General features: G+C 67.3%; 21 protein-coding genes. 6 read left to right on the forward strand and 15 right to left on the reverse strand.

The annotated features are described in order from the left end of the window. Positions 1-144: 144 nt before the first annotated feature. The 6 genes from ACFWPH_RS00995 to ACFWPH_RS01020 form a co-directional block, all read right to left on the reverse strand. Complete coding sequence (locus ACFWPH_RS00995) at positions 145-879, reverse strand: hypothetical protein (protein WP_378747379.1); 735 nt, start codon at positions 877-879, stop codon at positions 145-147. A 72-nt stretch (positions 880-951) separates the two neighbouring features. Continuing rightward, entirely contained in the window at positions 952-2205 is a 1254-nt protein-coding gene (locus tag ACFWPH_RS01000) for an ABC transporter substrate-binding protein (protein ID WP_378747381.1), read from the reverse strand. After that, positions 2195-3253, reverse strand: a complete 1059-nt coding sequence (locus tag ACFWPH_RS01005) for a branched-chain amino acid ABC transporter permease (protein WP_378747382.1) — start codon at positions 3251-3253, stop codon at positions 2195-2197. Before ACFWPH_RS01005 ends, ACFWPH_RS01000 begins: the two co-directional genes overlap by 11 nt. Then, on the reverse strand, positions 3250-4137 hold the full coding sequence (locus ACFWPH_RS01010; protein WP_378747383.1) for a branched-chain amino acid ABC transporter permease: 888 nt from the start codon (positions 4135-4137) through the stop codon (positions 3250-3252). Before ACFWPH_RS01010 ends, ACFWPH_RS01005 begins: the two co-directional genes overlap by 4 nt. Beyond that, positions 4134-4943 (reverse strand): ABC transporter ATP-binding protein, encoded by an 810-nt coding sequence (locus tag ACFWPH_RS01015; RefSeq protein WP_378747384.1) that lies wholly within the window; start codon positions 4941-4943, stop codon positions 4134-4136. The genes ACFWPH_RS01010 and ACFWPH_RS01015 overlap by 4 nt, the downstream gene beginning before the upstream one ends. A gap of 65 nt (positions 4944-5008) precedes the next feature. Further along, on the reverse strand, positions 5009-5767 hold the full coding sequence (locus ACFWPH_RS01020; RefSeq protein WP_378747385.1) for an ABC transporter ATP-binding protein: 759 nt from the start codon (positions 5765-5767) through the stop codon (positions 5009-5011). An 857-nt stretch (positions 5768-6624) separates the two neighbouring features. Here ACFWPH_RS01020 and ACFWPH_RS01025 point away from each other — a divergent pair. The 6 genes from ACFWPH_RS01025 to erm all read left to right on the forward strand — a co-directional run bounded on the left by ACFWPH_RS01025 (position 6625) and on the right by erm (position 17445). Continuing rightward, complete coding sequence (locus ACFWPH_RS01025; protein ID WP_378748201.1) at positions 6625-7296, forward strand: PucR family transcriptional regulator; 672 nt, start codon at positions 6625-6627, stop codon at positions 7294-7296. Positions 7297-7476: 180 nt separating this feature from the next. Then, positions 7477-8727, forward strand: coding sequence for a cytochrome P450 (locus ACFWPH_RS01030; RefSeq protein ID WP_378747386.1), 1251 nt, complete (start codon positions 7477-7479; stop codon positions 8725-8727). A gap of 386 nt (positions 8728-9113) precedes the next feature. Further along, entirely contained in the window at positions 9114-11564 is a 2451-nt protein-coding gene (locus ACFWPH_RS01035) for a serine/threonine-protein kinase (RefSeq protein WP_378747388.1), read from the forward strand. Between the two features lie 54 nt (positions 11565-11618). Beyond that, positions 11619-14105, forward strand: coding sequence for a hypothetical protein (locus ACFWPH_RS01040; RefSeq protein WP_378747389.1), 2487 nt, complete (start codon positions 11619-11621; stop codon positions 14103-14105). A 398-nt stretch (positions 14106-14503) separates the two neighbouring features. Then, entirely contained in the window at positions 14504-16057 is a 1554-nt protein-coding gene (locus tag ACFWPH_RS01045) for an MFS transporter (protein WP_378747390.1), read from the forward strand. A 545-nt stretch (positions 16058-16602) separates the two neighbouring features. Beyond that, a complete protein-coding gene (gene erm, locus ACFWPH_RS01050; RefSeq protein WP_378747391.1) occupies positions 16603-17445 on the forward strand; it encodes a 23S ribosomal RNA methyltransferase Erm in 843 nt (280 codons plus the stop codon). Positions 17446-17512: 67 nt separating this feature from the next. Here erm and thpD read toward each other — a convergent pair whose 3' ends face one another. The 9 genes from thpD to ACFWPH_RS01095 form a co-directional block, all read right to left on the reverse strand. Further along, positions 17513-18382 carry an ectoine hydroxylase gene (thpD, locus tag ACFWPH_RS01055; RefSeq protein WP_378747392.1) on the reverse strand — a complete coding sequence of 290 codons (870 nt, stop codon included), beginning with the start codon at positions 18380-18382 and terminating at the stop codon, positions 17513-17515. An 18-nt stretch (positions 18383-18400) separates the two neighbouring features. After that, positions 18401-18796 (reverse strand): ectoine synthase, encoded by a 396-nt coding sequence (locus ACFWPH_RS01060; RefSeq protein ID WP_068036500.1) that lies wholly within the window; start codon positions 18794-18796, stop codon positions 18401-18403. A gap of 14 nt (positions 18797-18810) precedes the next feature. Continuing rightward, a complete protein-coding gene (gene ectB, locus ACFWPH_RS01065; RefSeq protein WP_378747394.1) occupies positions 18811-20070 on the reverse strand; it encodes a diaminobutyrate--2-oxoglutarate transaminase in 1260 nt (419 codons plus the stop codon). After that, positions 20070-20705, reverse strand: coding sequence for a diaminobutyrate acetyltransferase (ectA, locus tag ACFWPH_RS01070; protein ID WP_378747395.1), 636 nt, complete (start codon positions 20703-20705; stop codon positions 20070-20072). Before ectA ends, ectB begins: the two co-directional genes overlap by 1 nt. A gap of 72 nt (positions 20706-20777) precedes the next feature. After that, positions 20778-21872 carry a sensor histidine kinase gene (locus ACFWPH_RS01075; RefSeq protein WP_378747396.1) on the reverse strand — a complete coding sequence of 365 codons (1095 nt, stop codon included), beginning with the start codon at positions 21870-21872 and terminating at the stop codon, positions 20778-20780. Positions 21873-21875: 3 nt separating this feature from the next. Beyond that, complete coding sequence (locus tag ACFWPH_RS01080; protein WP_378747397.1) at positions 21876-22589, reverse strand: response regulator transcription factor; 714 nt, start codon at positions 22587-22589, stop codon at positions 21876-21878. Between the two features lie 160 nt (positions 22590-22749). Next, positions 22750-23055, reverse strand: a complete 306-nt coding sequence (locus tag ACFWPH_RS01085; protein ID WP_378747398.1) for a hypothetical protein — start codon at positions 23053-23055, stop codon at positions 22750-22752. A 212-nt stretch (positions 23056-23267) separates the two neighbouring features. Next, complete coding sequence (locus ACFWPH_RS01090; RefSeq protein WP_378747399.1) at positions 23268-24377, reverse strand: PP2C family protein-serine/threonine phosphatase; 1110 nt, start codon at positions 24375-24377, stop codon at positions 23268-23270. A 133-nt stretch (positions 24378-24510) separates the two neighbouring features. Next, positions 24511-25884 carry an FAD-dependent oxidoreductase gene (locus ACFWPH_RS01095; RefSeq protein ID WP_378747400.1) on the reverse strand — a complete coding sequence of 458 codons (1374 nt, stop codon included), beginning with the start codon at positions 25882-25884 and terminating at the stop codon, positions 24511-24513. Positions 25885-25988: the final 104 nt, after the last annotated feature.

A 25988-nucleotide genomic window follows, 5' to 3' on the forward strand; every position in this document is an offset into this window, starting at 1 on the left:
AGGGGGGGGGGGGGGGGTTTTTTGGGGAGGAAGGAGGTAGTGGGGGGAGGGGGGGGGGGTGGGGGGGGGGGGGGAGGGGGGGGGGGGGGGGGGAGAGGGGGGGGGGGGGGGGGTGGACGGGGCCGGGCAGCGCGCACGGTTCGTTTACGGTGTCGTCGGCCGGCACGCCGGATGCTCCGGCGGGCACGGGGACAGGATGGTCGAGAAGTACTGGAAGGCCGCGAAAACAGCGACCGGGCCGCCGATCAGGAACGCGCCGATGATGCCTCCGGCGGCACCCAGCGTCGCGGCACCGGCGACGCAGCCGCCGATGGTGGCGCCGACGAACGGGACCAGCAGCAGGGCGATGGGGCTGGATACCAGTGCACCGGTCGCGGCGCCGAGCACACAGCCCAGGCCGCCGCCGATCACCGCGCCGACCGCGCCGGCGATCGCCGCGCTCATCGTCGCCCGCTGGGCGAATACACCCAGGGCCTGCATATCGCGGGGCGTGAACTGTTCGGCCACTTCCTGGGCCGCCTGCTCGGGGGTGACCACGGGTGCGCTCACCGGCGCGACCGGCACTCCGCCCGCGCGCTGCGGGGTGAGTACCGCGGTGCCACCGTCGATCTTCGCGGTGATGGGGTAGGCGATATTGTCCTTGCGATAGGTGAGCGGCACCGTGGTGAGCAGCGTGTCGTCGATGGCCTGCAGGATGAGCTGGTCACCCGCCACCTGCCATTTTCCGTTCGTTTCGACCACGGCGCTGTCGCCGGAGTGCGTGATCTCGTAGGTGAGTTCGCGCGGTGCGGGCGCGGGTTGCGCGGAGGCCGGGGCGGCGGTGGCGCCGAGAGCCGCTACCGCGAGAGCCGCGGTGGCGACGCTGGTTCGGAGTTTCATGGTTGTGTCCTCATCGGTTGATATCGAGGCGGCCGTCGGCGCCGGAATGCGCCGCGGACGTTTTCGGTGCGGTTACCGGCCGGAAGTGTCGACCAGGTCGCCGGCGAGCACCCAGCGGTCTCCCTGGAAACGCTGGATCTGCATGGCTTCCATCGGATAGCCGTCACCTGCGCCGGTCTGCAAGGTGATACCGGGCAGCAGCAGATCGATTTCGACACCGTCGAGCGAGCGCATCGCATCGCGCAGGCCTTCACGGGTTTTGCAGTCCGCCGCGTCGAAGGTTTTGTGGAAGCTCTGCGCCATCGCCCAGCCGACCAGGGTGTATCCGTCGGACGGATCGGCGCCGGGAACGTACTGGGCGAGTTTGTCGCGGTAGAGCTGCATCCCGGGGTCGTCGGTCCACTGCGGATCGGCCGGGTCCTTCACGAAGACCGAGGTGACGACGTTCTGCACATTCTCGAACCCGACCGGCTCGAGCACGCTCATCGTGCTGGAAACCTGGGTGAGGATGTGCAGCGGATTCCATTCGGCATTGCGTGCGTCCGCCGCCAGCGTTTGCGCGGCGAATTTCGGGGTGGCGAAGTTCAGCAGCACATCGGCTTTCGAGTTGGCCAGGTTGCGCAACTGGGGGTCGACCGTAGGGTCGGTGACCTCGTAACTCTGTTCGGCGATCACCCGTACCCCGCTGCCCGCGGTGGCCTCGGTGAAACTGGCCAGCAGGTCCTTGCCGAAATCGTCGTTCTGGTACAGGACCGCGACGGTGGCATCCGGTTTCTGCTCGGTGACGTACCGGGCGAACACCTGGCCTTCGGCGTGGTAGCTGGGCTGCCAGCCGATGGTCCACGGATGTCCGTCGCCGACACCCCACTGGGTCGCCCCACCGGCGACGAAGATCTGCGGTACCTCGCGCTGGTTCAGGTAGTCCCAGACCGCCGCCGATGTGGGGGTGCCGAGCGTGGACAGGACGGCGAACACCTGATCCTGTTCGACCAGCCGCCGTGTCTCCTCCACGGTTTTCGGGGGCTGATAGCCGTCGTCGCGCAGCAGGTATTCGACCTTGCGGCCGCCGATACCGCCCTGTTCGTTGTTCACGTATTCGAAGTAGGCCTGCATCCCCTTCGGAAGTTCGGCGTAGGCGGAGGCCGGGCCCGACAGCGGGAATACGCCGCCGAGTTTCATCGTGCTGTCGGTGAGTCCGGTCGTCTGCTGACCTTGGCAGTCGCCGGAGGCCGTATTGCCCGTGGCGTCGTCGCGACCCCCGCAGCCGGCGACGGCGACGACGACCGCGGTGGCGGCGAGCGCCGCCTGTATCGCTCTAGTGCGCATCGGTTCTTCCTTTCCGGGCCCGGTGTCCGAGCCAGTGCGCCGCCCGGCCGACGAGTCCGGCCAATCCATTCGGCGCGAGGTACATGACCGCGATGATGAGGAGCCCGAACACGACCCCCGGCGCGGCTTGGTTGAGGTCCTGGGCGACGGTCGGCACGTACATGACGAACAGGCCGCCCAGCAGCGGGCCCCACTGTCCGCCGAGTCCGCCGACGACGAGTCCGGCCAGCAGGGTTATGGAGAAGGTGAGCGTGAAGGAGTCCGGGGACACGTATCCGATCACCCAGATGTAGACGCAACCGGCAGCCCCGGCGAACATGGCGCCCCAGGCGAATGCCAGGGTTTTGTAGAACGCCGGCCGCACGCCGGTGACCTCGGCGGCGATCTCGTTGTCCCGCACCGCGTGCAGTGCCCGCCCGACCCGCGACCGCAGCAGCCCGGCGACCAGCAGATAGCTCACCGCCGTAACCGCGAGAACCAGGAAATACAACCACTGGTCCTCGGCCAGCCCGGCCCATGCCGGTGGCTGTGGTTTGTCCAGGGTCAGGCCCATGGAGCCGCCGGTCACCGATTCGAAACGTTTCAGCAGCGGTACCAGGAATATCGCGATGGCCAGGGTGACCAGTGCGAGATAGAGCCCCCGTAACCGCAGTGCCGGGATACCCAGGCCGATTCCGAGGACGAACGTGACCGCCGCCGCGACCGGCAGGGTCACCGGGTAGGGCGCTTCCCAGCGGTCCATCATGACCGCCGTGGTGTAGGCGCCCACCGCGAAGAACGCGCCGTGCCCGAGCGATATCTGCCCGGTATGTCCCACCAGCAGGTTCAGCCCGAGCAGGGCGACCGCGTAGATCATCGCCAGCGACAGCTGGAAGGTGTGGAAGGGCGCCAGTTCGAACGGCGCCCAGCAGGCCACGACCAGTAATACAGCCACCGCCGCCCACGACCGGTCGATCCGCCGGAAGCAGGGTCGCGGCCGGACCGGTTCGGCTGCGGGAGGGCGTTTTTCCGGGGCCATCGTGGTGTCCGGGATTCCCATATCGCTCATACCCTTTCCACCGCCGGCGTGCCGAACAGGCCCTGCGGCCGGAGCAGCAGTACCCCGAGGATGATCACCAGTGGCACACCGATCTTCAGTTCGGTGCCGATGACGTCGAGATAGGCCCCGGCCAGGGTTTCCGCGACCCCGACGATCAGCCCCCCGGCCACCGCACCACCGGGACTGTCGAAACCGCCCAGGGTGGCCGCCGCGAAGGCGTAGATGAGAACCCCGCCCATCATGTTGGGTTCGAGGAACAGCAGCGGCGCCGACAGCACACCGGAGACCGCGCCGACGGCGGCGGCCAGTCCCCAGCCGAGCGCGAGCACGGTGCCGACACCGATACCCACCAGCCGCGCCGACTGCGGGTTGGCGGCCACCGCGCGCATCGCCAACCCTGTCCGGGTGTAGCGGAACAGTGCGTACAGCAGCGCCATCACCACCGCGACCACGGCGAGAATGCCCAGATTGCCGTACCCGGCGGTGACCCCACCCGCCCGTAACGCGCCTTCCGGGAAGGGGTTCGGGAAACTCTTCAGCCGATACGACCAGATCCAGCCTGCGGCCGCGTTCACGAAGAAGAACAATCCGACGGTGACGATGACCAGCGTGAGTTCCGGAGCCCCCTCGACCGGCCGGATCACGATCCGTTCGATCAGCATGCCGCCGGCGAACGAGATCGCGAGGGTTACCGGGAGTGCCAGCCAGAAAGGTGTCCCGCTCTGCACCAGCTGCCAGGCCAGGAACGCCGAGAACATGGCCAGCTCGCCCTGGGCGAAGTTGACGATTCCGGTGAACCGGTAGATGAGAACCAGGGCGAGGGCCATACCGGCGTAGAGGGCCCCGGCGCTGAGGCCTTCGATGATCTGCTGCGCGAATCCGGTCACGGTCACACCCGGTATCCGAGGTAGGAACGGGCGACCTGTTCGTCGGCGGCGATATCGGCCGCCGAACCGGACAGGACGATCCGCCCGCTTTCCAGCAGATATGCCCGGTGCGCGGTGCGCAGCGCCAGCTGAGCGTTCTGCTCGACGACGATCACGGTGGTGTGTTCCTCCGAGTTGATGGATTGCACGATGCGGAAGAGTTCCCGGGTGACCATCGGCGCGAGGCCCAGTGAAGGTTCGTCCAGGAGCAGCAGCCGCGGTCGGGACATGAGTGCCCGGCCGAGTGCCAGCATCTGCTGTTCACCACCGGAGAGCCGGCCTGCCTTTTCGTGCAGTTTGTCGCGCAGGACCGGGAAGTAGTCGTAGACGCGGCGCAGGTCGTTATCGAGACCGGCTCGGGCGCGACGGGGTCCCGCGCTACCGTCACCTGTTCCGCGACCACGGCCGAATCCGCTACTTCCGCTTCCGCGGCGAAGTCGGGCACTGCCGCGGGAGTAGGCGCCCAGGCGGAGGTTCTCTTCGACGGTCAGCGGCGCGAAGGTGCCGCGCCCCTCTGGAACATGTGCAACCCCCGTCCGGGCGATCTTCTCCGGCGCGCGCCCGCCGATTTCGGATCCCGCCAGGGTTACCGTTCCGCGCACCCGGACCAGACCGCTCAGCGCCCGCAGCAGAGTGGTCTTACCGGCGCCGTTGGGACCGAGCACCGCGCATATCTCGCCGGCGGCTACGGAGATATCGATCCCGTGCAGCACCTCGCCGGTGCCGTACCCCGCCGTGAGTCCGGTTACGGCGAGCAGGGGCTCACTGCTCATGACACGTCCTTTCGAAACATTCACCGGCCCATGGCCTCCCGCGCCGACGGTCGCAGGCGCGGCGATCATGCCGCCGTTCCCAGGTAGGCCTCGATCACGGCAGGGTCGCGCTGGACCTCGGCGGGCGTCCCCTCGGCGATGACCCGGCCGAATTCGAGGCAGACCACGCGATCGCACAGGCCCATGACGAAGCCCATATGGTGTTCGACCACCACCACGGTCAGATCGAAATCCACTCGCAGGCCGGCGAGCAGCTCCGCGAATTCGCCGACTTCCCCGTGACTGAGCCCGTTGACCGGTTCGTCGAGCAGCAGCAGGCGGGGTCCGGCGGCCAGGGCGCGCGCCAGTTCGATCCGTTTCAACGTGCCGAACGGCAGACCGGTGGCCGGGTGGTCGGCAATATCGGCCAGGTCGAGGCGTTCGAGCAAGCCATCGACCTGGGTGCGCAGCCGGCGTTCCTCGGCGCGCACCGGCGGTAGGAACAGGCTTGCCGCGAGGAATCCGGCGCGCGCCCGGTGGTGGGCGCCGGCGAGTACGTTGTCCCGGACGGACATACGGGTGAACAGGCCAAGGTTCTGGAAGGTCCGCGCGATGCCGAGCCGGGCCATGAGATCGGGCCGGACCGTCAGCAGATCGGTTCCGAGGTAGCGCAGTGCGCCGGCGGTGGGGGCGCAGCGCCTGGTCAGGCAGTTGAACAGCGTGGTCTTACCGGCCCCGTTGGGGCCGATGAGACCGGTCATTTCGCCGGATGCCACGGCGAATCCGACATCGTCGAGGGCCGTGATACCGCCGAATCGAACGGTCAGGCCGGATATCTCGAGCATGTATCCTCCGGGTCGCGTGGTCGCGGTCGAAAAGTTGTGGGGCAGCGCACAGTCCGTCGTACCGGCTATGGGTCAGGTCAGCGTAAGAGCGGTATGAATGAAACACATCAGCCCATGCGTCCCAATTATCGGCACTGCATTTGTCCTCTGAGCACAAGTGAGCAGGGCATAATTTGAGACATATGCGGACGAATGTTGACATTCCTGGCGAGCGCGTGGACCATCCGACTATGCCTGCTGGATCACAACCGCTTGCCGCGTCGCTTCCCGAACCGGTACGGCTCGCGCGCACCCGGATCGCCGGCGTCGCCTACGACCGCGCCGAGGAGATCGCCGAGCAGGGCAGCACCGCCATCCTCGCCCAGGTCCCCGGCTACGGCGGCCGCGACAGCGAATTCCGCGCCGACGTCCACGACCAGGTGTCCCGTCTGTGCCGCACCGGACTGGGCGCACTACTGAACCACCGACGGGTCACCCCGGCGGAACTCACCCATACCCGCCGGGCGGCGGTGCGGCGCGCCCGGTCCGGACTCCCACTGGCCGACTACATCACCGCATTCCGGCTCGGCCAGCAGACCTTCTGGAAGAACCTGGTCGCACACGCGGGCGATACACCCACCGCCCGGGAGGCGACACTGTCACTGGTACTGCCGCTCACCCGGTACTGCGATCTGATCAGCACCGAGGCCACGCAGGCGTACCTGGATTTCCAGCAGCATCAATCGGCCGAAGCCGGTCGCGACGAGCACGATCTCGTCGAAGCATTGCTCGCCGGCGCGCTTCCCGAGCGTGGACCACTCCCGGCGGCCGCGGCCGCCCACGGCATCGGCCCTGCGCACGGGGAACGCCTCGTCGTCATCGCTGCCGCCGTCCTCGACCGCGGCGAACGCAGCGCACATCCCGAAATCGCAGCGCCACATATTGTTTCGTCGGCGCTGGCACGCACCGGGGTCAACGGGCACCGTACCCTGGCCGTCGTCCGTGATACCGATATCGTCGCCGTCGCCGGGCTCGGCCGCGCCACCGCCGGCGCGCTCTGCACCCGGCTACGGCGTACCCGCGACACCCTCCTCGCGGAGGGCATCACCACCGCATTCGGGATCAGCACGGTGATCACCGGTATCGAACAACTCCCCCGCGGCCGGCAGGAAGCGCACACGGCACTGGACCTGCTACCCGACAGCGGTGGCGTGCTGGCGCTACCCGAACTCACCCCGTTCCGCTATCTGGTCCTCAGTTCGGACGATACCGCGCGCAGCCTCGTCGACCCGCGCATCGCCCGCGCCCTCGCCGACGACCAGGCCAAGGGCGGGGTACTCGCCGAGACCATCCGGGCCTTCATCGCCGCCGATACGAATCTGCGCGAAGCGGCGGACGCCCTGCGTATCCACCACAACACCGCCAAATACCGGCTGCGCCGGATCCAGCAACTGACCGGCCGCAATATCCGCACCGTCACCGATCTCGTCGAGCTCCTGGTCGCACTCGAACTCCGGCAGGCACCGGCCGCGGTGCGACGCGAACGCTGATCTGCCACGGCGTATCCGGCGGCGACCCGCAGCGCGACAGGGTCCCGCACAGCTACCTCGCGCGTGGGTATTATTTCCGGCCGTACGCGAAACGTGTACCGGCCGAGCCTTTTCGAGCAGGTAGTTCCGGCCGCTCCGGACTGCGCCCGGAATCCCGGCGCACAACCGCAGGGGGTATCAGTGACAGGGCAGTCCCGGCCGGCGTCCACGCGACGTCGCGGTAGCACCGTCACACCGGCGGATTCCACCGGTTCCCGAATCCCGCTCTACTCTCGCGAATTCGCGACCGACCCGCGCGGTTTCTACCAGTGGATGCGCCGGCGTTTCGGCACGCTGGCCCCGGTCGACCTCGCACCCGGGGTGCCCGCCACCCTCGTGGTGGACGACCGGACAGCACAGCGAATCCTCGACGACCCCGGCCATTTCCCGTCCGACCCTCGCGCCTGGCAGCAGAAGGCCCCGGCAGGATTGCCGATCGTGCCGATGATGCAGTGGCGGCCGAATCCGCTACGCACACACGGCCCGGACCACGACCGCTACCGTGCCGCCACCGTGGACGCGCTGGCCGGCGTGGACCCGAATTCGCTGCGTACCACCATTTCGCGCATCGCAATGGATCTGATCAATCAATTCTGCGCCGAGGGCGCCGCCGATCTGCTCGACCGGTATGTGGTGCCGCTGGTGTTCCGGACCATGGACGATATCCTCGGCTGCCCGCCCGAACTCGGTGATCTACTGTCTCGCGCATTGACCGAAATGATCGAGGGCGCCGCCGACGACGGCGCCGAGCCCCGAATCCAGCGGTTGCTCGCGGAGCTGATCGCCGGTAAACGCGCCGAACCCGGCGACGATGTCACCAGCCGCCTGATCCGCCACCCGGCGAACCTGTCCGACGAGGAGCTCGTTCACCAACTGCTGGGCCTGTACTGGACCGGAATCGAACCGCCACGCAATCTCATCGCCAATACGCTGCTACTGATCCTCACCGATCCCCGGTTCACCAGCGATCACACCGGGTTCGCGCCCCCGGCCCGGGACGCACTCGACGAGGTGCTGGCGAGCGACCCGCCGCTGGCGAATCACAGCATCAGTTATCCACCGTTTCCCGTGTTGGTCGACGATGTCCTGCTACCCGCGGATCAGCCCGTACTCATCGGCGCGGCTGCCTGCCATGGCCGAGCCGACCGGTCGGGTAACCCCGAGGACCAGAACCTCGCCTGGGGCCGCGGACCGCACGCGTGCCCGGCGCATGCCCGGACGATTTCCCGTCTGCTCGCCGAGGAGGCAGTCGATCAGCTACTCGACGCGCTACCCGATCTGAGTCCCGCGTTCGACCCGGATCGGACGATCTGGCGACCGGGTCCGTTCCATCGCGCGCTCATCGCGCTCCCGGTGCGCTTCCCGCCCGCACCGGGAATGCCGCTGGGCTGATCCCCGCCGCGGGCGCACCCGGTCCCGGCGATGTGACACCGGCCCCTTAACACCGGGCGCCCCGCCGGCGATTATCCCGGTGTACGTGCTCGTCGATCCCGCTAGGGAGGCTACCCATGGTTACTCCGGCCGTTGTCCCGTCCAACCCCGTTCAGGGTCTGATCATGGAACTGAGCCGGCTGTTGTGCAGCCTGTCGTCGGGCGAAGGCTGCATGATCATCATGTAGACGGCCGGGCCGGGATCGTGTGGTGTAGGCTGGCGCAATCGCCTTTCGGCAACTTTCCCGCATCCCCAATTTACCTGTAACCGCTAGTTACAGATACTTGCGCGGTTCCTCCTGGGCGTTCCACCTGTTCCCGGCCCCGCCCGGCGTTACCATGCGCAGATGGGGCAACCCGCCACACCACGCGCGGACACCCTCGGGCGATTGCACGGCGATCAGCTCGCGGAGACCCTGCGCCGATTCGCCGCAGCGTGGCAGGATTCGCCCCCACCTCCCGATCTCTCCCGGTACCTACCCGAGTCCACCGCACTCCGGCGGGTGGCACTCATCGAGCTGATCAAGATCGACCTCGTTCACCGCCCGCGATACACCGGGCAGGACAAACGCCTCGCCGATTATGTGGCCGAGATCCCGGAACTGGGTGATCGGCCGCTGCCCCCGGATCTCGTCTACGAGGAATACCACCAGCGGCGCCGCGCCGGCCGTCCGGTCGACCCCGGCGAATACACGGCCGAGTACCCGGATCAGGCCGCGGAGCTGTCCGAACTCCTGGCCACCGGCGAGTACCGGAGCACACAGTTCGGGAGCGCAACCGGCGAAAAGCCGGCGACCGTGGACGATATCGAGGCAGGTAGCCGCATCGACGATTTCGATCTGCTCACCGTGCTCGGCCGCGGCGCCTTCGCCCGGGTCTTCCTGGCCCGGCAGCGCACCATGCAGCGCCTGGTCGCGGTGAAGATCTCCGCCGATTCCGGCACCGAACCGCAGACGCTCGCCCAACTCGACCACGACTACATCGTGCGGGTCTTCGACCGCCATATCCTGCCCCGACCACGACTGCGACTCCTGTACATGCAGTACATCCCCGGCGGGACCCTGCTGACCGTACTCGGCAGAGTCCGCGATACCCCGCCGGCCGACCGCACCGGCGCGCTACTGCTCGACGCGATCGACGAGGTCCTCGACGACAAAGGCGAGCTCCGCCCCGCCGAATCGGCTGCCCGCACCGAGATCTCCGCGCTGACCTGGCCGGAGACCGTGGCCTGGCTGGGTACCCGGCTTGCCCGGGCCTTGGATCACGCGGACCGGGCCGGGGTACTGCATCGCGATGTCAAACCGGCGAACGTCCTGCTCACCGCCGAAGGGGTGCCGAAGCTCGCCGATTTCAACATCAGCTTCGGGGCGAATGTGGCGGGGTCCAGCCCGGTGGCGTACTTCGGCGGCTCCCTCGCCTATATGTCGCCCGAACAACTCGCCGTCATCCACCCCGCCCTCCCGGGCACCGCCGCCGATCTGGATACCCGCAGCGATCTCTACGCACTCGCGGTCGTGCTGTGGGAACTGCTCACCGGGCGCCGGCCCTTCGATGACACCGCCACTGCCACCGATCCCGCCACAGACCGGCCGGAAACCGGCGCCGACGAGGCCGCGGCGAGACCCGTCCGGCATTCACCGGATCCGGCCGCCCCCGACGACACGGCCGCCGCACCACCACCCGCACCCACGGGCACTGCGACCGCCGAGTCGCCCCCGCAGCCGGCACCCGGCGATCGGACAACCCTCGAAGCCATGCTGTCACTGCGCCGACGCGGCGCCCGGGCTCTCCCCTACCGCGATCTTCCCGCCGATTGTCCCGCCGCCCTGCGCCGCACGCTGGTGCGAGCCCTCGATCCGGACCCGGCCCGGCGCTGGACCCACGGAGCCGATATGGCACGGCAACTGCAGATCTGCCTGGACCCCCGCGCACGAGATCTGGTGGACCCACCGCAGGGCAGCCTGCGGCGCCGTGCCCGCGCCCTGCTGCACCCGATCATGTTCCTGTCCATCGCCGTACCGAACGCGCTCGCCATCTGGTACAGCTACTATCACAATCGAGTCCTCATCATCGACGACCTGGATACCGGGGCGCACGAGATCTTCCAGCGGGTCGCGCCGATCACCTACGGTCTCGCATTCCTGGCCGGTTTCATCGTCACCACCGTGCTCACCGCACATCTGGGTGCGGTACTGCGCGGCCTCCGCCGCGGCGGAAGTGGCCGGGACAGCCGCAGTTACGACAACGCCACGCTGGCCCGGGCCCGCCGCGACACCCTGTTGCTGAGCAGTCGTACCGTGCTGGCCTGTTTCCTGCTCTGGGCGATCACCGGAATCGCCGTCCCGATCACGGTGCAGGCGTCCGGTAGCACGCTGGGTGCGGCGGCCTCGGCACATTTCTTCGGGACCCAGATCATCTGTGGCGCGATGGCCATGGCGTATCCGTATTTCCTGGTCGGCAGCTATGCGGTGCGGTCGCTGTATCCGGCGTTCCTACCGCTGGGTGGTGCGTTCGGCAGCGATGTGGATCAGTTGCGCGCACTGGATCGGCGCAGTACCTATTTCCTGCTGCTCGCCGCGGCGGTCCCGCTACTCGGTGCGGCCGGTGCGACCTTCCTGCCGGCCGCCGATCTCGCTGAGGTGCGACCGGCATTGCGGGTGCTGTTGCTGGGCAGCGCGCTCGCTTTCGCGGCGGCGTATCTGCTGTTCCGGACGCTCGAACGCGATATCGCCGCACTCGAACGCGTGGTCACCCACGGAATCGCCCCACACGCCACGGATTCGGCGAGTACGGTATAGCCACCGCATTGCTGCGGGGTGAATCGAAGCGGTGGGAAAGGCGGGGCACAGGATATGCATGATCCGGGATCGCCGGGTATCGGATTCGTTCCATCGCAGGCCGATAGGTCCGCACCGGTATCGGGTGCCGGTCAGCTGCCCAGGTATCTACGCGGCGGATATCGCGATGCCACACCGTTGCTGACGGGCACCGCACGGCCCTCTTCCGGGCCGCGGCACAGCGCAGAACCGGCACCGCAGCGCCGCACGCTCGCCGCGCGCTATCGCAGCGCCGATCCGATCGACCTCGACGGCGCCACGGTATACCCCATGTACAGCGAACAGTTGCCGACTCCGGCATCGGCACTGACCATGACCCTGCTCTCGGCGACACCGCCGGCCGGGTTGTCCGCCGTCGGTATCGGCCTGTCGGTGATCGACGGGTATATCGACCTCGATGACCGCCACCTGGCCGGAGTCGATATCTGGCGCGACGCACTGGAACGCGGCATCACCTTCGACTTGGCCGCGGACTCGCCGGACGCCCTGTTCGCGCTCACGCCGGTGTGGTCGGATGCCGCGGGAGAACCCCAATCGTGGTCGGGTAACTACGGAATCGTCGTCGAGCGTACGGAAACGGGCCGGACCGTCCTGTGGTGCAGTATGGGCGAAGGTCCACCGCATTTCGCCGATCTGGTGATCGAGGTGCGCAGTACTCCGCTGGACCCACACCCACACCTGTTCATGTCCGGGGCCATCCCCACCGTCTCCACGGCCACGCCCCCGGAACGCCGGAGCAACCGGCACCATTGGGTGGAACCCGATGATCCCGACTCGGACGATCTCGACCACGACCCGTGGGCAGCACATTACGAACCCGCCTCGGACGACTCGGCGACGGCGCCGGCTGCCGACGAATCCCCGATAGAGCCGACTGCAGTCGAACTTCTGACGACCTCCGCCGTGGACGACTCCGCCGCGGCAGCAGTCACCGACGACTCCGCGACGGAATCCACCACACCCGAGTCGGCGCCGGCACCGGTCGTACACGAACCCGAGCGCAAGCCCACCGCAGCAGGTTCCGAAGCCGAAACCACAACGTCGACGCCCACAATGTCGATGCCCGCTGTGTCGACGTCCAGCGCAGCCGCCCCTGCAGCCACACCCACCGTCTCGGCGCACATCTCAAACGAACCGCTGCCCACACCCACCGCGCCGGCACACACCACAATCGGCTTTCTGCCTGTACTTACCGCAGCAGAGCACAACACAGGTGGTGCTCTGCCCGAACTCACCGCGTCGACACACACCACAACCGACCCGCTGCCCACACCCACCGCGCCGGAGCACACCACATTCGGCCTGCCGGCCGTACCGGCTGTCTCGGCTCCCGCCACTACCAACCCTCCGGCCGCACCCACGGTGTCGACACCCACTACAGGCGACTTCACGTCCGCACCTATGTCGCCCGACGCCCTGACAGCGACCACAACCCGTAACTCCGCGACCACACCGGGAACCCCCGACTCGCTGACGGCACCCCCAGACAGCGACCACTCGGTCACGCCGACAATCGAGACCGTCGCGCCGGCCCGCCGTTCCCCGGCAGTCCACACCGGTGCCGACTGGGTGACGACACCCCCCGGACCCGATTCGCCGGCCGGATCCGTTGTCGGCGAAACTGCGTGGGCAGCCGGCGCAGCGGATTCGGTGACCGGATCCGCGAAGGACGATGCCGAGATACAGGGATACCCCTGCAGTTTCGCCGATATCCAACTGGCCGCCCCAACATACGTGGACGCACCGGACCACACCGGTGACATGGAGGCCACGGCGCCGCACCGTGCGCTGGTGGACGATTTCACCGGCTACGACGACCCGCTCACCGGAACAGCGGCAGGCCACCACTTCTCGGACGGCGCGGATCCTCATCCGGACACCGGGCGGGGCGGATGGGCCGAGAACCCGGAACTGACAGGACTCGTCCCGATCATCCGCGATGCCGGATTCACCGACTACGGCCCCGAACCGCCCCGCCAGGCAACAACCGATTCCACCGCGAGCACCGCCCTGTACTGCACACCACTCCTCTCCGGAGACCAAGCGGTCACGGAATTCGCAGTGCGCGACGATCATTCGCTCGTCGACACCCTCGCCGACGATTCGCTCGCTCCGGTACCGCCCGCTGACCAGCCGTATACGGACGACGCGATCGACCCGGCTCGCCTCCATTCGCTCGGCGCGGTGGCGCACGCCCAGGGTGACGACGACCGCGCGCACCTCCTGTGGACCCGCGCCGCGCGGGCCGGGCACCTCGGAGCCATCTTCGACCTCGGCGCGCTGTCACTGCATCGGAACGATCCGCGCGCCGCGGAGCGGTGGTGGCGGGCCGCGGCCGGCCGGCGGATGATCCCCGCCATGGCCGAACTCGCGGTACTCCTGGAACAACGCGGTGCCGTTGCGGAGGCTCATATGTGGCGTACCCAGGCAGTCGCCGAAGAGGTGATCGCCACCGCGACCCGCCGCCCGGCTGCCGGCGAAACACTCACCGGCATGCGCTGAGGGGGCACGGGATCGTGGCGGCCCGAAAACCAGTTGAACGGGCGGCCTGGTTCCGGCGACGATATCGCGACCACCACGGATACGTCCGCCAAATGTGTTGCCGGCCGTTCGGTGCACGGCGGTCCGGCACCGGTTTCGCCGACGACAGGACCGCTGTCGCGGCCGATATCGACAGCAGGGTTCCGCGGTCGGCCCGGCCACTCGGAACCGGATCTTGCGTACCGGGATCCGGCTGAGCGCGCTGTCGTTCAACGGCCGATCGCCCAGCCGGCGCCGCGGTTGCCGTGCGACTAGACGCGTCAGCAGTTCCGATGAGTTTCGGGCGCGGCGGCGGTCCAAGGTGGTGATATGTCCGCGGTCGCCACTTGACCTAAACCATTGTCGAGGTTGTTGAGTTCATGAGTATGGAAGCCCCGAATGGACCTGCCGATGCGACCGGCACCCGCCTCGACCTCGCCGACCCCACCGTCCGGACTTTCGCTCAGCTGCTGATGAACGTGCTGCTCGTATCGTTCATCAACTTCACGATCTGGTTCGGTATCACGTTCTTCGTCTACCTGGAGACCCGCTCCGTTTTCGCGACCGGGATGATCGCCGGGATCTTCCTGGTCGCGATGGCCGGCACCGGCGTGTGGTTCGGCAGTATCATCGACCACCACCGGAAGAAGTCGGTGATGCAGGCTTCCGCGCTGGTGTCCCTCGCGATATATGCGATCGCACTCGCGTTCTACCTGGTCACCCCGGCCGAGGCATGGCGCGATCCGGCCGGTGTCCGCCTGTGGGTGCTCATCGTGCTGGTGATGGCAGGCGTAATCGCCGGTGGTCTGCGCACGATCGCGCTGCCGACCGTGGTCACCGCCATGTTCGACCCCCGTATCCGGGATCGCGCCAACGGCTTGGTCGGCACGACGACCGGGATATCGCAGCTGGCGACATCGGTGGCCAGTGCGCTGCTCGTCGGCTGGAACGGAATGCTCGGCGTGCTGGTGATGGCCGTCGTCGTCCTCACCGGCGCCATCCTGCACCTGCAACGTCTCACTCTCCCGGACGCGCTGTCCCGTGCCGCCGCCGCGGGCGAACCCAAACGAGTCGACCTGAGCGGGACGGTGCGGATCATCCGTGGAATTCCGGGCATGATCCCGCTGATCGCCTTCACGGCGTTGAACAACCTCCTGTTCGGTGGGTTGATGGCGCTGATGGACCCGTACGCCTTGTCGATGATGTCGGTGCAGGCCTGGGGCATCATCTGGGGCGCGCTCAGCGCGGTGATGATCGCCGGCGGCCTGCTCGTGGCCAGGACCGGCACCTCGTCGAATCCGGTGCGGTTGATCCTGCTGATCAACCTGGCGCTGTGGGCGGTGATGCTGGTGTTCCCGCTCCGGGATTCGGTATTGCTGCTGGTGGGCGGCATGGCAGTGTTCATGGTGCTGATGCCGTTCGCGGAGGCCGCGGAACAGACTGTGCTGCAGAAGGTCGTCCCGTACGAACGGCAGGGCCGGGTCTTCGGTTTCGCGCAGAGTGTGGAACAGGCAGCCTCCCCGCTGACCGCCTTCCTGATCAGCCCGCTGGCGCAGTTCTTCTTCATCCCGTTCATGACCGACGGGTCGGGTGCCCGCTGGATCGGCGGCTGGTTCGGCACCGGCGAAGCCCGCGGTATGGCGCTGGTGTTCGTCCTGCTCGGTGTCCTCGGCCTGCTGTTCACCGGTTACGCCCTCGGCAGCAAGCATTACCGCTACCTGAGCCGCAGCTACCGCGCGGGCGGTCCGATTGTGCAGAATCCGGCAGCCGGCCTGGAGAAGACAGATCCGGCTATCGCGAACCCCGATGACGTCACGGTCGGCGATACCCCCTTTGCCGACCTGACCGCGCACGATCTCGATGCCGAATTCACCGGACTGATACCGGACCAACCATGCGACGCGACGGAATGCGAACCCGCGGAGGTGCGATGAGCAGGCGGATACACTCGACGACCCGCCACTCACGCCGAGCAGAAGCATTTCGAACTGGGAGCTCCCCGATATGATCGACCGGTACGGTAGCCGACGCCGGATCGAGCCGGGCGGCGAGCTCGTCGGCACCGAGACGCAGCGAGACCGGCCCGCAAAAGGGAACCACGCCTCCGACCCGTCGCGTCCGCACCGAACTACGACGCCGACCGCAGATTCCCTTTTCGTATCCGCCCGAAATCCGTTGGACGGGCCTCCACGAGCCGTCTTAGAGTGAGCGGTATGGGAACTTTGTGCACCAGCGGAGTGTGCGCGGGCGCGTACTACCTCCGCCTGCGCACGGCAGCTCGGACTCTGCCGGCGCACCTCGCACTCCGCTGACACCGCCGGGCCGTCTCCCTGACGGGACCTCCCGGCCGTAATCGATACCGGTCCACCCGGCCGGTATCTCGTCGCGATCATCCGGCGCTTCGGCGCCGCGCACAGCACCGGCATGGGTCCGGGCGAATCAGCGCACCTCGATTCGGCCCACTCCTCCGGAGGATCCCATGTCCCGCCCGACCGCACGCCCGCATACCCGTATACCCGCGACTCGCAAAAGGCTGTCACAGAATTTCCTGACCGAACCCGCCACCGCCCGCCGCATCGTAGCGGCCGCCGGCATAGGCCGATCCGAACTCGTCCTGGAGATCGGGCCCGGCGACGGTATGCTCACCCGCCACCTCGTCCGATATGCGGGACGGGTGGTCGCCTATGAGAAGGATCCGCACTATGCCCGCCGGCTCTCCGTAAGGTACGCCGGAAACCACCGAATCCAGGTGATGAACAACGATTTCCGCTTCGCCGAACCGCCGGCACAGCCGTTCGCCGTCGTCGGCAATATCCCGTTCGGTGCGAGCACGGATATTCTGCGCTGGTGCCTGGCTGCGCCTCGGCTCACCGCGGCCACGCTGCTCACCCAATACGAATTCGCCCGGAAATACAGCGGCGATTACGGACGGTGGACGAAATCGACCGTTATCCACTGGCCGGATTGGATACCGGCCCTGGGCGAACGGATCGACCGCAGTGCATTCTTCCCGGTGCCCCGGGTCGACGGCGCGATACTGCGCATTGTGCGCCGCCCGGTCCCGCTGTTACCGGCCGGTGCCCGCGGTGATTTCCGCCGAATGGTGGAACTGGGATTCTCGGGAATCGGCGGTTCACTTGCCGCCTCACTCCGGCAGGCGCATTCGGCCCGAGCGGTGAGCCGGGCCTGCGCGGCGGCCGGGATCGCGACCGACCTACCGGTGGGGCTGGTTCCACCGGCAGCATGGCTCACCCTGTACCACCGGTTGCCCGAGACCGCATCGCCGCGAAACGGCCGTCCGGCACCCCGGCGCCGCCGCTGACCCCGGACACGACAACGGGGACGAACCCTGCGGGATTCGTCCCCGTCGCCATGGGCAACTGTCCCTCCTACACCGCCGTGAAGTCGCGACTCGCAATATATGCCGGTCGGCGCGCCGGTGCCGCGAACGGCTCTTCCAGAGTGTTCTCCACACTGTTGAACACGAGGAAGATATTCGACCGCGGGAACGGCGTGATGTTGTTCGCCGACGCGTGCATGATATTCGAATCGAACAGCAGCGCCGACCCGGCCGGGCCGGTGAACTGCTCGATCCAGTACTTATAGGCCAGTTCGGTGATATCGGCCTGACTCGGTACCCCGATCTCCTGCTCACGCAGTGATTCACGGTAGTTGTCCGCCGGTGTTTCGCCCTGGCAGGGGACGAAAGTGCGATGCGATCCGGGCATCACCATCAGACTGCCGTTGTACGGGTAGTTATCCGTCAACGCAATGGACAGACTCACCGCCCGTGGCGTGGGCATTCCGTCTTCGGCGTGCCAGGTCTCGAAATCGGAATGCCAGTAGAAGCCGGTACCGAATCCTGGAAGGTAATTGACCCGGCTCTGGTGGATGTACACATCCGAACCCAGAACCTGCCGGGCCAGATCCACAACCCGGGATTCGCGCACCAGCTCCTTCACCGCCGGGCTCAGCATGTGCACATCGAATACCGAGCGCACCTGCTGCGACGTCTTCTCCACGATGAGCCGGTCGTCACCCCGCAAACCCGGATCGTTTGCCAACCTATCGATTTCGGCAGCGAATTCGGCCACCTCTTCGGGGCTGAGCAAACGATCCAGAATCGCGTAACCGTCGGTATCGAACGCAGCCAGCTCCGCGTTACCGATCCGGCCCCACACCGTCGCGTCGTGTCGCTCTTGTAGCGGCAACCGCTCGGCGGTTCTGGTCGGATAGCGATCGATCCGATTGTCAACCAACGTCGTTCGTCCTTCCTCTCAGTCGGCCGGAACGGCGATCAACGGATAAACGCCGTTCTCGTCGTGCACCTCCTGCCCCGTGACAGGAGGATTGAACACGCACAGCATCCGCATCCGTGTCCGTGTCCGCACCTCGTGCTTCTCGTGCCCGTCGAGCAGATACATCGTGCCCGGGGCGAGATCGTAGGTGCGGTCGTTGGTCAGGTCGGTGAGAGTGCCTTCACCCTCGACCAGCCAGACCGCTTCCACATGGTTCTGATAGTGGAAGACGTGGGTGGTGCCGGCCTCGATGGTGGTCTCGTGGAACGAGAACCCCACACCATCACCGCCCAGCACGATCCGTTTGCTACGCCAATCCTCCGCACCGACATCGCGGTGGGTGCCGGTGATCTCGTCGGTGGTGCGCACGATCATTTCTGTAGTTCCTCTCAGCTGCAGACGGTCTCGACGGCATCGCCCAGGATGCGCAAACCGTGGTCCAGTTCGTCGTCGGCGATGGTCAGCGGCGGCAGCAGTTTCACAACTTCGTCCGATGCCCCGGAGGTCTCGGCCAGCAGGCCACGTTCGAACGCGACCTGGCAGACTTTCCCGGCCTGCGAGGCGTCGTCGAAGACCAGGCCGTGCACCAAACCGCGGCCCCGAGTCGAGATTCCCGGTGCGGCCGCGGCGATATCGTTCAACGCCGCGGCCACCCGCTTACCCTTGGTGCCGGTGGACTTCTCCAATACATCATCGGACCAATAATGCTCGAGCGCCACCTGCGCGGTCACGAAGGATGGATTGTTACCCCGGAAGGTGCCGTTGTGTTCGCCCGGTGACCACACATCGTGCTCCGGCTTGAACAGCACCAGCGCCATCGGCAGGCCGTAACCGCCGATCGACTTGGACAGGGTCACGATATCGGGGGTGATCCCGGCCGCTTCGAATGAGAAGAACGGGCCGGTGCGACCGCAGCCCATCTGCACATCGTCGACGATGAGCAGGATGCCGCGGGCGGAGCACAGTGAGGCCAGATGCCGCAGCCATTCGGCGCGGGCCAGGTTCACTCCGCCCTCACCCTGCACGGTTTCCACGATCACGGCGGCCGGGCGGTCCAGACCGGAGGACGAATCGTCGAGTACCCGCTCCATCCACTGGAAGTCCGCGGTGGTGCCGTCGAAGTAGCCGTCGTAGGGCATCGGTGTCGCATGGTGGAGCGGAACACCGGCACCGGCGCGCTTCATCGCGTTACCGGTCACCGACAGCGCGCCCAGCGTCATCCCGTGGAATGCGTTGGTGAAGCTGAGGATGCTCTGGCGACCGGTCACCTTGCGGGCCAGCTTCAGCGCCGCTTCCACCGCGTTGGCGCCGGTCGGGCCGGGGAACTGCACCTTGTAGTCCAGGCCGCGCGGCGCCAGCAGGGTATCGCGGACGGTCTCCAGGAGTTTGCGCTTGGCGACAGTGGACATGTCCAGACCGTGGGTGACACCGTCACCGGCCAGGTAGTCGATCAGCGCCGTCTTCAGCAGGGGGTTGTTGTGGCCGTAGTTCAGCGCGCCCGCTCCGGCGAAGAAATCGAGGAAATCCCGGCCGTTCTCGTCGCGGAGCCAGGCACCCTGGGCGGTCTCGAACACCGCGGGCCAGGAGCGGCAGTAGCCGCGGACGTTGGATTCCAGGTCGTCGAAGATCGTCGTTTCAGGGGTAATCATCAGTGATCCCTTTCGTTTTTACGGGCGATCGGGGAGATGGTGTAGAGGTCCTCGGCGGCGTGACTGTCCGGGAACACATCCGGTTCGAACAGAACGCTGCGCACCATTTCGGCGCCGCGGCGGCGAGCCAGCGAGGCGAACATGGCGATCGAGGCGGGATTATCGGGGGACACGGTGGTCTCCAGCGCGTTTACGGCACCGCCGGCCGGATGGTCCGGCGCGGTGACGGTGGCGACCAACCAGTCCAGCATGGCGACCCCGGTTCCGCGGCCACGCTGGTCGGCGTCCACAGCGACCTGCCAGACGAACAGGGTGCCGGGCGCATCGGGTCTCAGGTAGCCGGTGACGAAGCCGACGACACGGCCGTCGCTTTCGGCGACCACCGAGCTGGCGGCGAAATCTCGGCACCACAAAAGATAGGAATAGCTCGAATTGACGTCCAGGACCTGCGACTCGTCGGCGATCTGCCACAATCGCGCGGCGTCCGTGATCCGCGGTGCGCGCAAGCTCACGCCGGTACTGGCGGGCTCCGCATCGGTCGCGGCGGACGAGGTGGTCGAGCCGGTGCCGGTCGAACCGGCGGTCTGCGTGCCGGCCGAGCCGGCAATCTGCGTGGACTCAGTGTGTAAAGACATACAACTCCGATGTCTGCTTGCAGTACTTTCCCAGGCTTACGAATCAACTTTGAGGTGGCCTGGTCGAGTTCTTTACGATTGTGTTACAGGCTGATGACGCCCCTCTCGATCGATGGCAGGGAGCCGGATGACGAATCGGGCGCCCCCTCCGGGGCGTTCCGTACATTCGACCCGGCCACGGTGAGTGGCCACGGTCTCGGCGACGAGCGCCAGACCGATTCCGGTGCCACCAGTGGTGGACCGGCGGCTGTTTCGGGAAGTCGCAAAACGTTCGAAAATTCGGTCGCGGTCGGCCGGTGCTACCCCGGCACCGGCGTCGTCGATCTCGATGACGGCCTCCGCGCCGTCGCGGCGCACTGTCACCGCCACCGCGCCCCCGCCGTGCCGGTCGGCATTCTTCAGCACATTCAGCAGGGCGCGCTCGAGTTCCAGTTTACGGCCCAGAACCGTGACGGGCTCGGCGACTGTGAGCAGTTCGGCAGGCCGGTGACTGTTGCGCAACGTGTGTACCAGCAGGTCTCCCACCGAAACGGGATCCACGTCACCGTGATGCATACCCGCCTCCACTCGCGCCAGAGCGAGGAGATCGTCGAGCAGCCGGCGCAGGTGTTCCACCTCCGCGCTCACCAGGTCCAAGGCCTGCCGAGAACGCGGGGGAAGTTCCGCACGCGAGCGTTCCAGCACACCCACCGCGGTGGTGAGGGTGGTCATCGGGGTGCGCAGTTCATGGCTCACATCGCCGAAGAGCCGGTGTTCGCGATCGATCCGGCGTTGCAGCGAATCGACCATCCGGTTGAAGGAGGCGACCGTGCTGGCGAGATCCTGATCGGTGCTGTCCGGCAGCCGGGTGCCCAGTTCACCGGAGGCGATGAGCGCGGCCGCCTCGGCGACGTCGCGTAGTGGTTTGAGCATGCGCCGGCTCACCCCGACCCCGACCGCGGCGCCGACCAGCGCCGCGGCGACGGCACAGCCCACCAGCAGTGCCGGACGGTGATGCAGCCGCTCGCTGAAGGTGCGGCTCTCATCGCTGACCACAGCGAACACCGCCAAGACCAGGACCAGCGCCATCAGACCGGAGGACGCCGCGAACGCGGTCGTCACCCGGCTGCGCAGGCTCCAGCGCCCCGGATCGCGTTCGACCCGGGCCGCATTCGTTGTGCCGACCATCGATCAGCGCTGCACGTCCAGCCGGTAACCGAGGCCACGGACGGTGACCACGATCTGCGGATCGGAGGGGTCGCGCTCGATTTTGGTGCGCAACCTGCGCATATGGACATCCACGATGCGCTCGTCACCGAAGAATCCCCGGTCCCAGACGCGCTCCAGCAGTACATCGCGGCTCAGGACCCGGCCGGGGGCATCTGCCAGTTCGCACAACAGCCGGAATTCGGTGATGGTGAGGTTGATCTCCTCGTCGCCGCGGCGCACCGCGCCACCTTCGGGCGAGAGGATCAGGGGATTGGCGGGATCGGCGTCCAGGACGACCTCGATCGGCGCCGTCTCGCGTTCCACCGACAGGCGGGCGCGGCGCCGCAGGGCGCGCATCCGCGCGGTGATCTCCTTGATCTCGAACGGTTTGGTGACGAAATCATCGGCGCCGGCCTCGAGGGCGGCCACCACATCGTGAGTATCGTCACGCGCGCTCACCACGATGATCGGCACGTCGTGATCGCGGCGGATCTCCCGGATACAGGTGAATCCGTCCATTCCGCCGAGCATCAGATCGACGATCATGACATCGGGCACGCCGATCGTCCGCAGATGGGTGAGCGCGGCCTCGGCTTCCTCGGCCTCGGCGACGTCGTAGCCTTCGTCCTCCATGGCCAGGCGTAAAGCACCTCTGACCCGGTCGTCGTCTTCCACGATCATCAGGTTCGCGCTCAATTTTCAATCCCTTGCAGACGCACGTGGCGTGCCGCGGCGCGGGTTTCGCATCCCCAAACCGACGCGACAGCCCGCTACTCAGTTTACTCGAGCAACCTTCCGGTTATACGAGTAGCCGCAATGCCTGCGAAGTAAACCCCCCAAGTGAAATGACTCACTGTCAGATGTTGCGCGCATGCTCCAAACGGAAGAAGTTGCTCGGAGTGCCGTCGGCGCGGAGTTCCTGGTAACGGAAGCTCAGTTTGCGTGCGTCGAAGGTGGCGAACCAGTCGGTCCAGCTGACCGGCTGGAGGACCGCGCCACCGTAGTGCGGGAAGTCCAGGCGCAGAACTCCCACCTCGCCGTTGTACTGACTGCCGGGCGTCGTCGCCGGATCAGCACCGCGCCGCTGGGCCCACTGGCGGATGACCTCATGATTCGTGGTGACCATGGTTGTTCCGGGAGCGGCGGAAAGGCCACCCTTCATGACGAACCTCCTTGCGGTAGGTGCGTACGTGCTCACCGTGCGACCCTCGGTGGTCACACCGGCTTTCCGGACTTGTACCCGACTTCGCACTCTTGCAAACACAGCGGACAGGCAAATGTCCTGTGTGTCCGCACCGTCACCCCGGCGACCGGCGATCCCCGCCCCAGCGAACCCTCGGGTTTGCCGAAGATTCGCCGCGATCGGAAAAACGGTCACCTGCCACCGGAAATCGGGGCCAGAGCCACCGTGATGTTATCGCTGCCCCCACAGACAACCGCGTAGTCGACGAGCGCCCGCGCGCCGTCGCTCGTCGGCATCCCGAGTGCGCGTTGCGAAAGCTCGACCGGACGGGGCAAATAGTTCCACAGGCCGTCGGTGCACAACAGCAGCGAACCGGGACCGTCCACGTAGTAGGACCGGATACTGTCGCCCGACCAGGGCTGCTGTCCGGCGTCCGCGCCCAGCCAGCGCATCAGGGTATGGGCCCGCGGATCGGCCATGGCAGCCTGCTCGTCCATCGCGCCCGCTTCGATCAGCGTCTGCGCCCACGAATCGTCCACCGTCAGCTTCTGCGGGCCGGTGAGCGGACCGGGATGACCCGGCCGCGCCGGCTGCTCGGAAACCCGGTCCCCGGCCGCCAGCCAGTAGGCGCGGCTGTCGCCGATATTCGACACGGTGACCGATATCCTGCCGTCGGCCTCGGTGCGCACGATCGCCGAAACATAGGTACACGACGGAGCGTCCCCGTCCGGCCCCACCAGATTGCGCACCGACTCGGACGCAGCCGCCATTCCCGCGGCCGTGGCCTCCTCGGCCGTTCGGTCCTCGGCGAGGGCGGCGAGGCAGGCATCCACACCGGTACGGACGGCGGTCCCGGAGGCGGCCTGCGGATCCGGCGACGACGACACACCGTCGCATACCACCAGGACAAGAGTTTCGGGTTGCCCGCTGTCGTCCGGCACAACCGCCGCGGCCACGGCATCTTCGTTACGCGCATGCACGATTCCGCGGTCGGTGACCAGCGCGGCCACCCCGAGATCGGCCTCGAACCGATCCTGAAGCCGATGCGGATGGTCGCAGACGGGGCAGCGCGGGCCGCGGCCCTGGGTCCCGCAGTGCACGCAGACCACTTCCGCCAGACCGTCGTCCGGCAGCGCCACCCGGTGGATCCCCGGCGTAACCGCCTGGCGCGGAACGGTCCGTTCCGCGGCCGCGGCCCGGCGGCGGGTGTCCAAGGTATCGCGCACCGCCGGCATGGGTTCGGTCACCGCGTCGAGAATATCGCCGGGTTCGGTGCCCCCGCCGTTCGTCTCCGAGTTCATCCGGCCACCACACTGTCGAGTAGTTCCCGGCGCCCCCCGACCCGGATACCGCGAGTCCGCACACCGCCCCCCTTCATTCGACCCGTTCCGTTCTGACGATCGACGATAGTACGCGGTGACCGGGCGGACGCGTTCATCCGCGCTCCCCAACCGCGCGAACGGCTTTGCGGGCCGCCACCAGCACCGGATCCCAGACCGGCGAGAACGGCGGGGCATACCCCAGATCGAGTGCGGTCATCTGTATCACGGTCATTCCCGCGGTCAGTGCGACCGCCGCGATATCGACCCGCTTACCGGCGCCTTCCCGGCCCACGATCTGCACACCGAGCAGGCGGCCGGTGAGACGTTCGGCCAGCATCTTGACCGTCATCGGCGCCGGGTCCGGGTAATAACCGGCTCGGCTGGTGGATTCGATCGTCGTGGTGACGTATTGCAGGCCGGCGGTCCGGGCGTCCTTCTCCCGTAATCCGGTGCGCGCCACCTCGAGATCGCACACCTTGCTGACCGCGGTACCGACCACCCCGGGAAAGGTCGCATAACCGCCACCGATATTGGCGCCGATGATCTGGCCGTGCTTGTTGGCGTGGGTGCCCAGGGGAATATGGCGGCGCATCCCGGAGACGAGGTCGAGCACCTCCACGCAATCGCCGCCGGCCCAGATATTTTCGTGCCCCAGAACCCGCATTGCGGTATCGGTCAGGATCCCACCGTGCCCGCCGATGGGTAATCCGGCCGCGCGGGCCAACCCGGTCTCCGGAGCGACCCCGATCCCGAGCACCACCACATCCGCGGGGTACTCGCTGCTGCCGGCGACCACGGCGCGGGCCCGGCCGTCGGCACCGGTCCGGATCCCGGTCACCTCCCGATCGCCGGCCACCACGATGCCCAGCCCGCCCAGCGCCTCGCGAACCAGGGCGCCCATATCGGGGTCCAGCGTCGCCATCGGCTCGGCACCGCGGTGCACGACGGTGACCTCGAAACCGCGGCGGATCAGGGCCTCCGCCATCTCGACTCCGATATACCCCGCACCGACCACCACTGCGCGGCGACCGCTGGTGGCGGCCAGCGCCGCGATGAGGGCTTCGCCGTCGTCCAGTGTTTGCACCCCGTGCACACCGGGCGCATCGATACCGGGCAGCGGCGGACGGATGGGCCGGGCGCCGGTCGCGAGGACGAGTTGGTCATAGCCGGTCCAGGTTTCGGCACCGGTCGCCAGATCACGGGTACGCACCCGGCCGCCCGCGATATCGAGTTCGACGACCTCGCTGCGCAACCGCACATCGATCGCCCGCGCCCGGTGCTCGTCGGGTGTGCGCGCGATCAACTGGTCCCGGTCGCGGACCTGCCCGCCGACCCAGTACGGGATCCCACAGGCGGAATACGAGGTGAAATGCCCGCGTTCGAACACCACGATCTCGAGGTCACCGGCTTCTCGGTACCGGCGCGCCTGGGAAGCCACCGACATACCGGCCGCGTCACCGCCGACGATCACCAACCGCTCGGTCATACGATCAACCTACCCAGTCGGCCGTGTTTCCCGCGGCGCCACCGGCGGCCGTGGCTCCCCACACCACCGGCCGGCAGGCAGACCTCGGTACCGGCCGCCACGCT

It is taken from the genome of Nocardia sp. NPDC058499, from assembly GCF_042719915.1.
In the GTDB taxonomy this organism is placed as follows: Bacteria; Actinomycetota; Actinomycetes; order Mycobacteriales; family Mycobacteriaceae; genus Nocardia.

Coding starts and splice junctions, on each gene's coding strand:
- ACFWPH_RS00995 (WP_378747379.1), bottom strand. CDS start 879: ATGAAACTCCGAACCAGCGTCGCCACCGCGGCTCTCGCGGTAGCGGCT.
- ACFWPH_RS01000 (WP_378747381.1), bottom strand. CDS start 2,205: ATGCGCACTAGAGCGATACAGGCGGCGCTCGCCGCCACCGCGGTCGTC.
- ACFWPH_RS01005 (WP_378747382.1), bottom strand. CDS start 3,253: ATGAGCGATATGGGAATCCCGGACACCACGATGGCCCCGGAAAAACGC.
- ACFWPH_RS01015 (WP_378747384.1), bottom strand. CDS start 4,943: ATGAGCAGTGAGCCCCTGCTCGCCGTAACCGGACTCACGGCGGGGTAC.
- ACFWPH_RS01020 (WP_378747385.1), bottom strand. CDS start 5,767: ATGCTCGAGATATCCGGCCTGACCGTTCGATTCGGCGGTATCACGGCC.
- ACFWPH_RS01035 (WP_378747388.1), top strand. CDS start 9,114: ATGGGGCAACCCGCCACACCACGCGCGGACACCCTCGGGCGATTGCAC.
- ACFWPH_RS01040 (WP_378747389.1), top strand. CDS start 11,619: ATGCATGATCCGGGATCGCCGGGTATCGGATTCGTTCCATCGCAGGCC.
- ACFWPH_RS01045 (WP_378747390.1), top strand. CDS start 14,504: ATGAGTATGGAAGCCCCGAATGGACCTGCCGATGCGACCGGCACCCGC.
- erm (WP_378747391.1), top strand. CDS start 16,603: ATGTCCCGCCCGACCGCACGCCCGCATACCCGTATACCCGCGACTCGC.
- ACFWPH_RS01060 (WP_068036500.1), bottom strand. CDS start 18,796: ATGATCGTGCGCACCACCGACGAGATCACCGGCACCCACCGCGATGTC.
- ectB (WP_378747394.1), bottom strand. CDS start 20,070: ATGATTACCCCTGAAACGACGATCTTCGACGACCTGGAATCCAACGTC.
- ectA (WP_378747395.1), bottom strand. CDS start 20,705: ATGTCTTTACACACTGAGTCCACGCAGATTGCCGGCTCGGCCGGCACG.
- ACFWPH_RS01075 (WP_378747396.1), bottom strand. CDS start 21,872: ATGGTCGGCACAACGAATGCGGCCCGGGTCGAACGCGATCCGGGGCGC.
- ACFWPH_RS01085 (WP_378747398.1), bottom strand. CDS start 23,055: ATGAAGGGTGGCCTTTCCGCCGCTCCCGGAACAACCATGGTCACCACG.
- ACFWPH_RS01090 (WP_378747399.1), bottom strand. CDS start 24,377: ATGAACTCGGAGACGAACGGCGGGGGCACCGAACCCGGCGATATTCTC.
- ACFWPH_RS01095 (WP_378747400.1), bottom strand. CDS start 25,884: ATGACCGAGCGGTTGGTGATCGTCGGCGGTGACGCGGCCGGTATGTCG.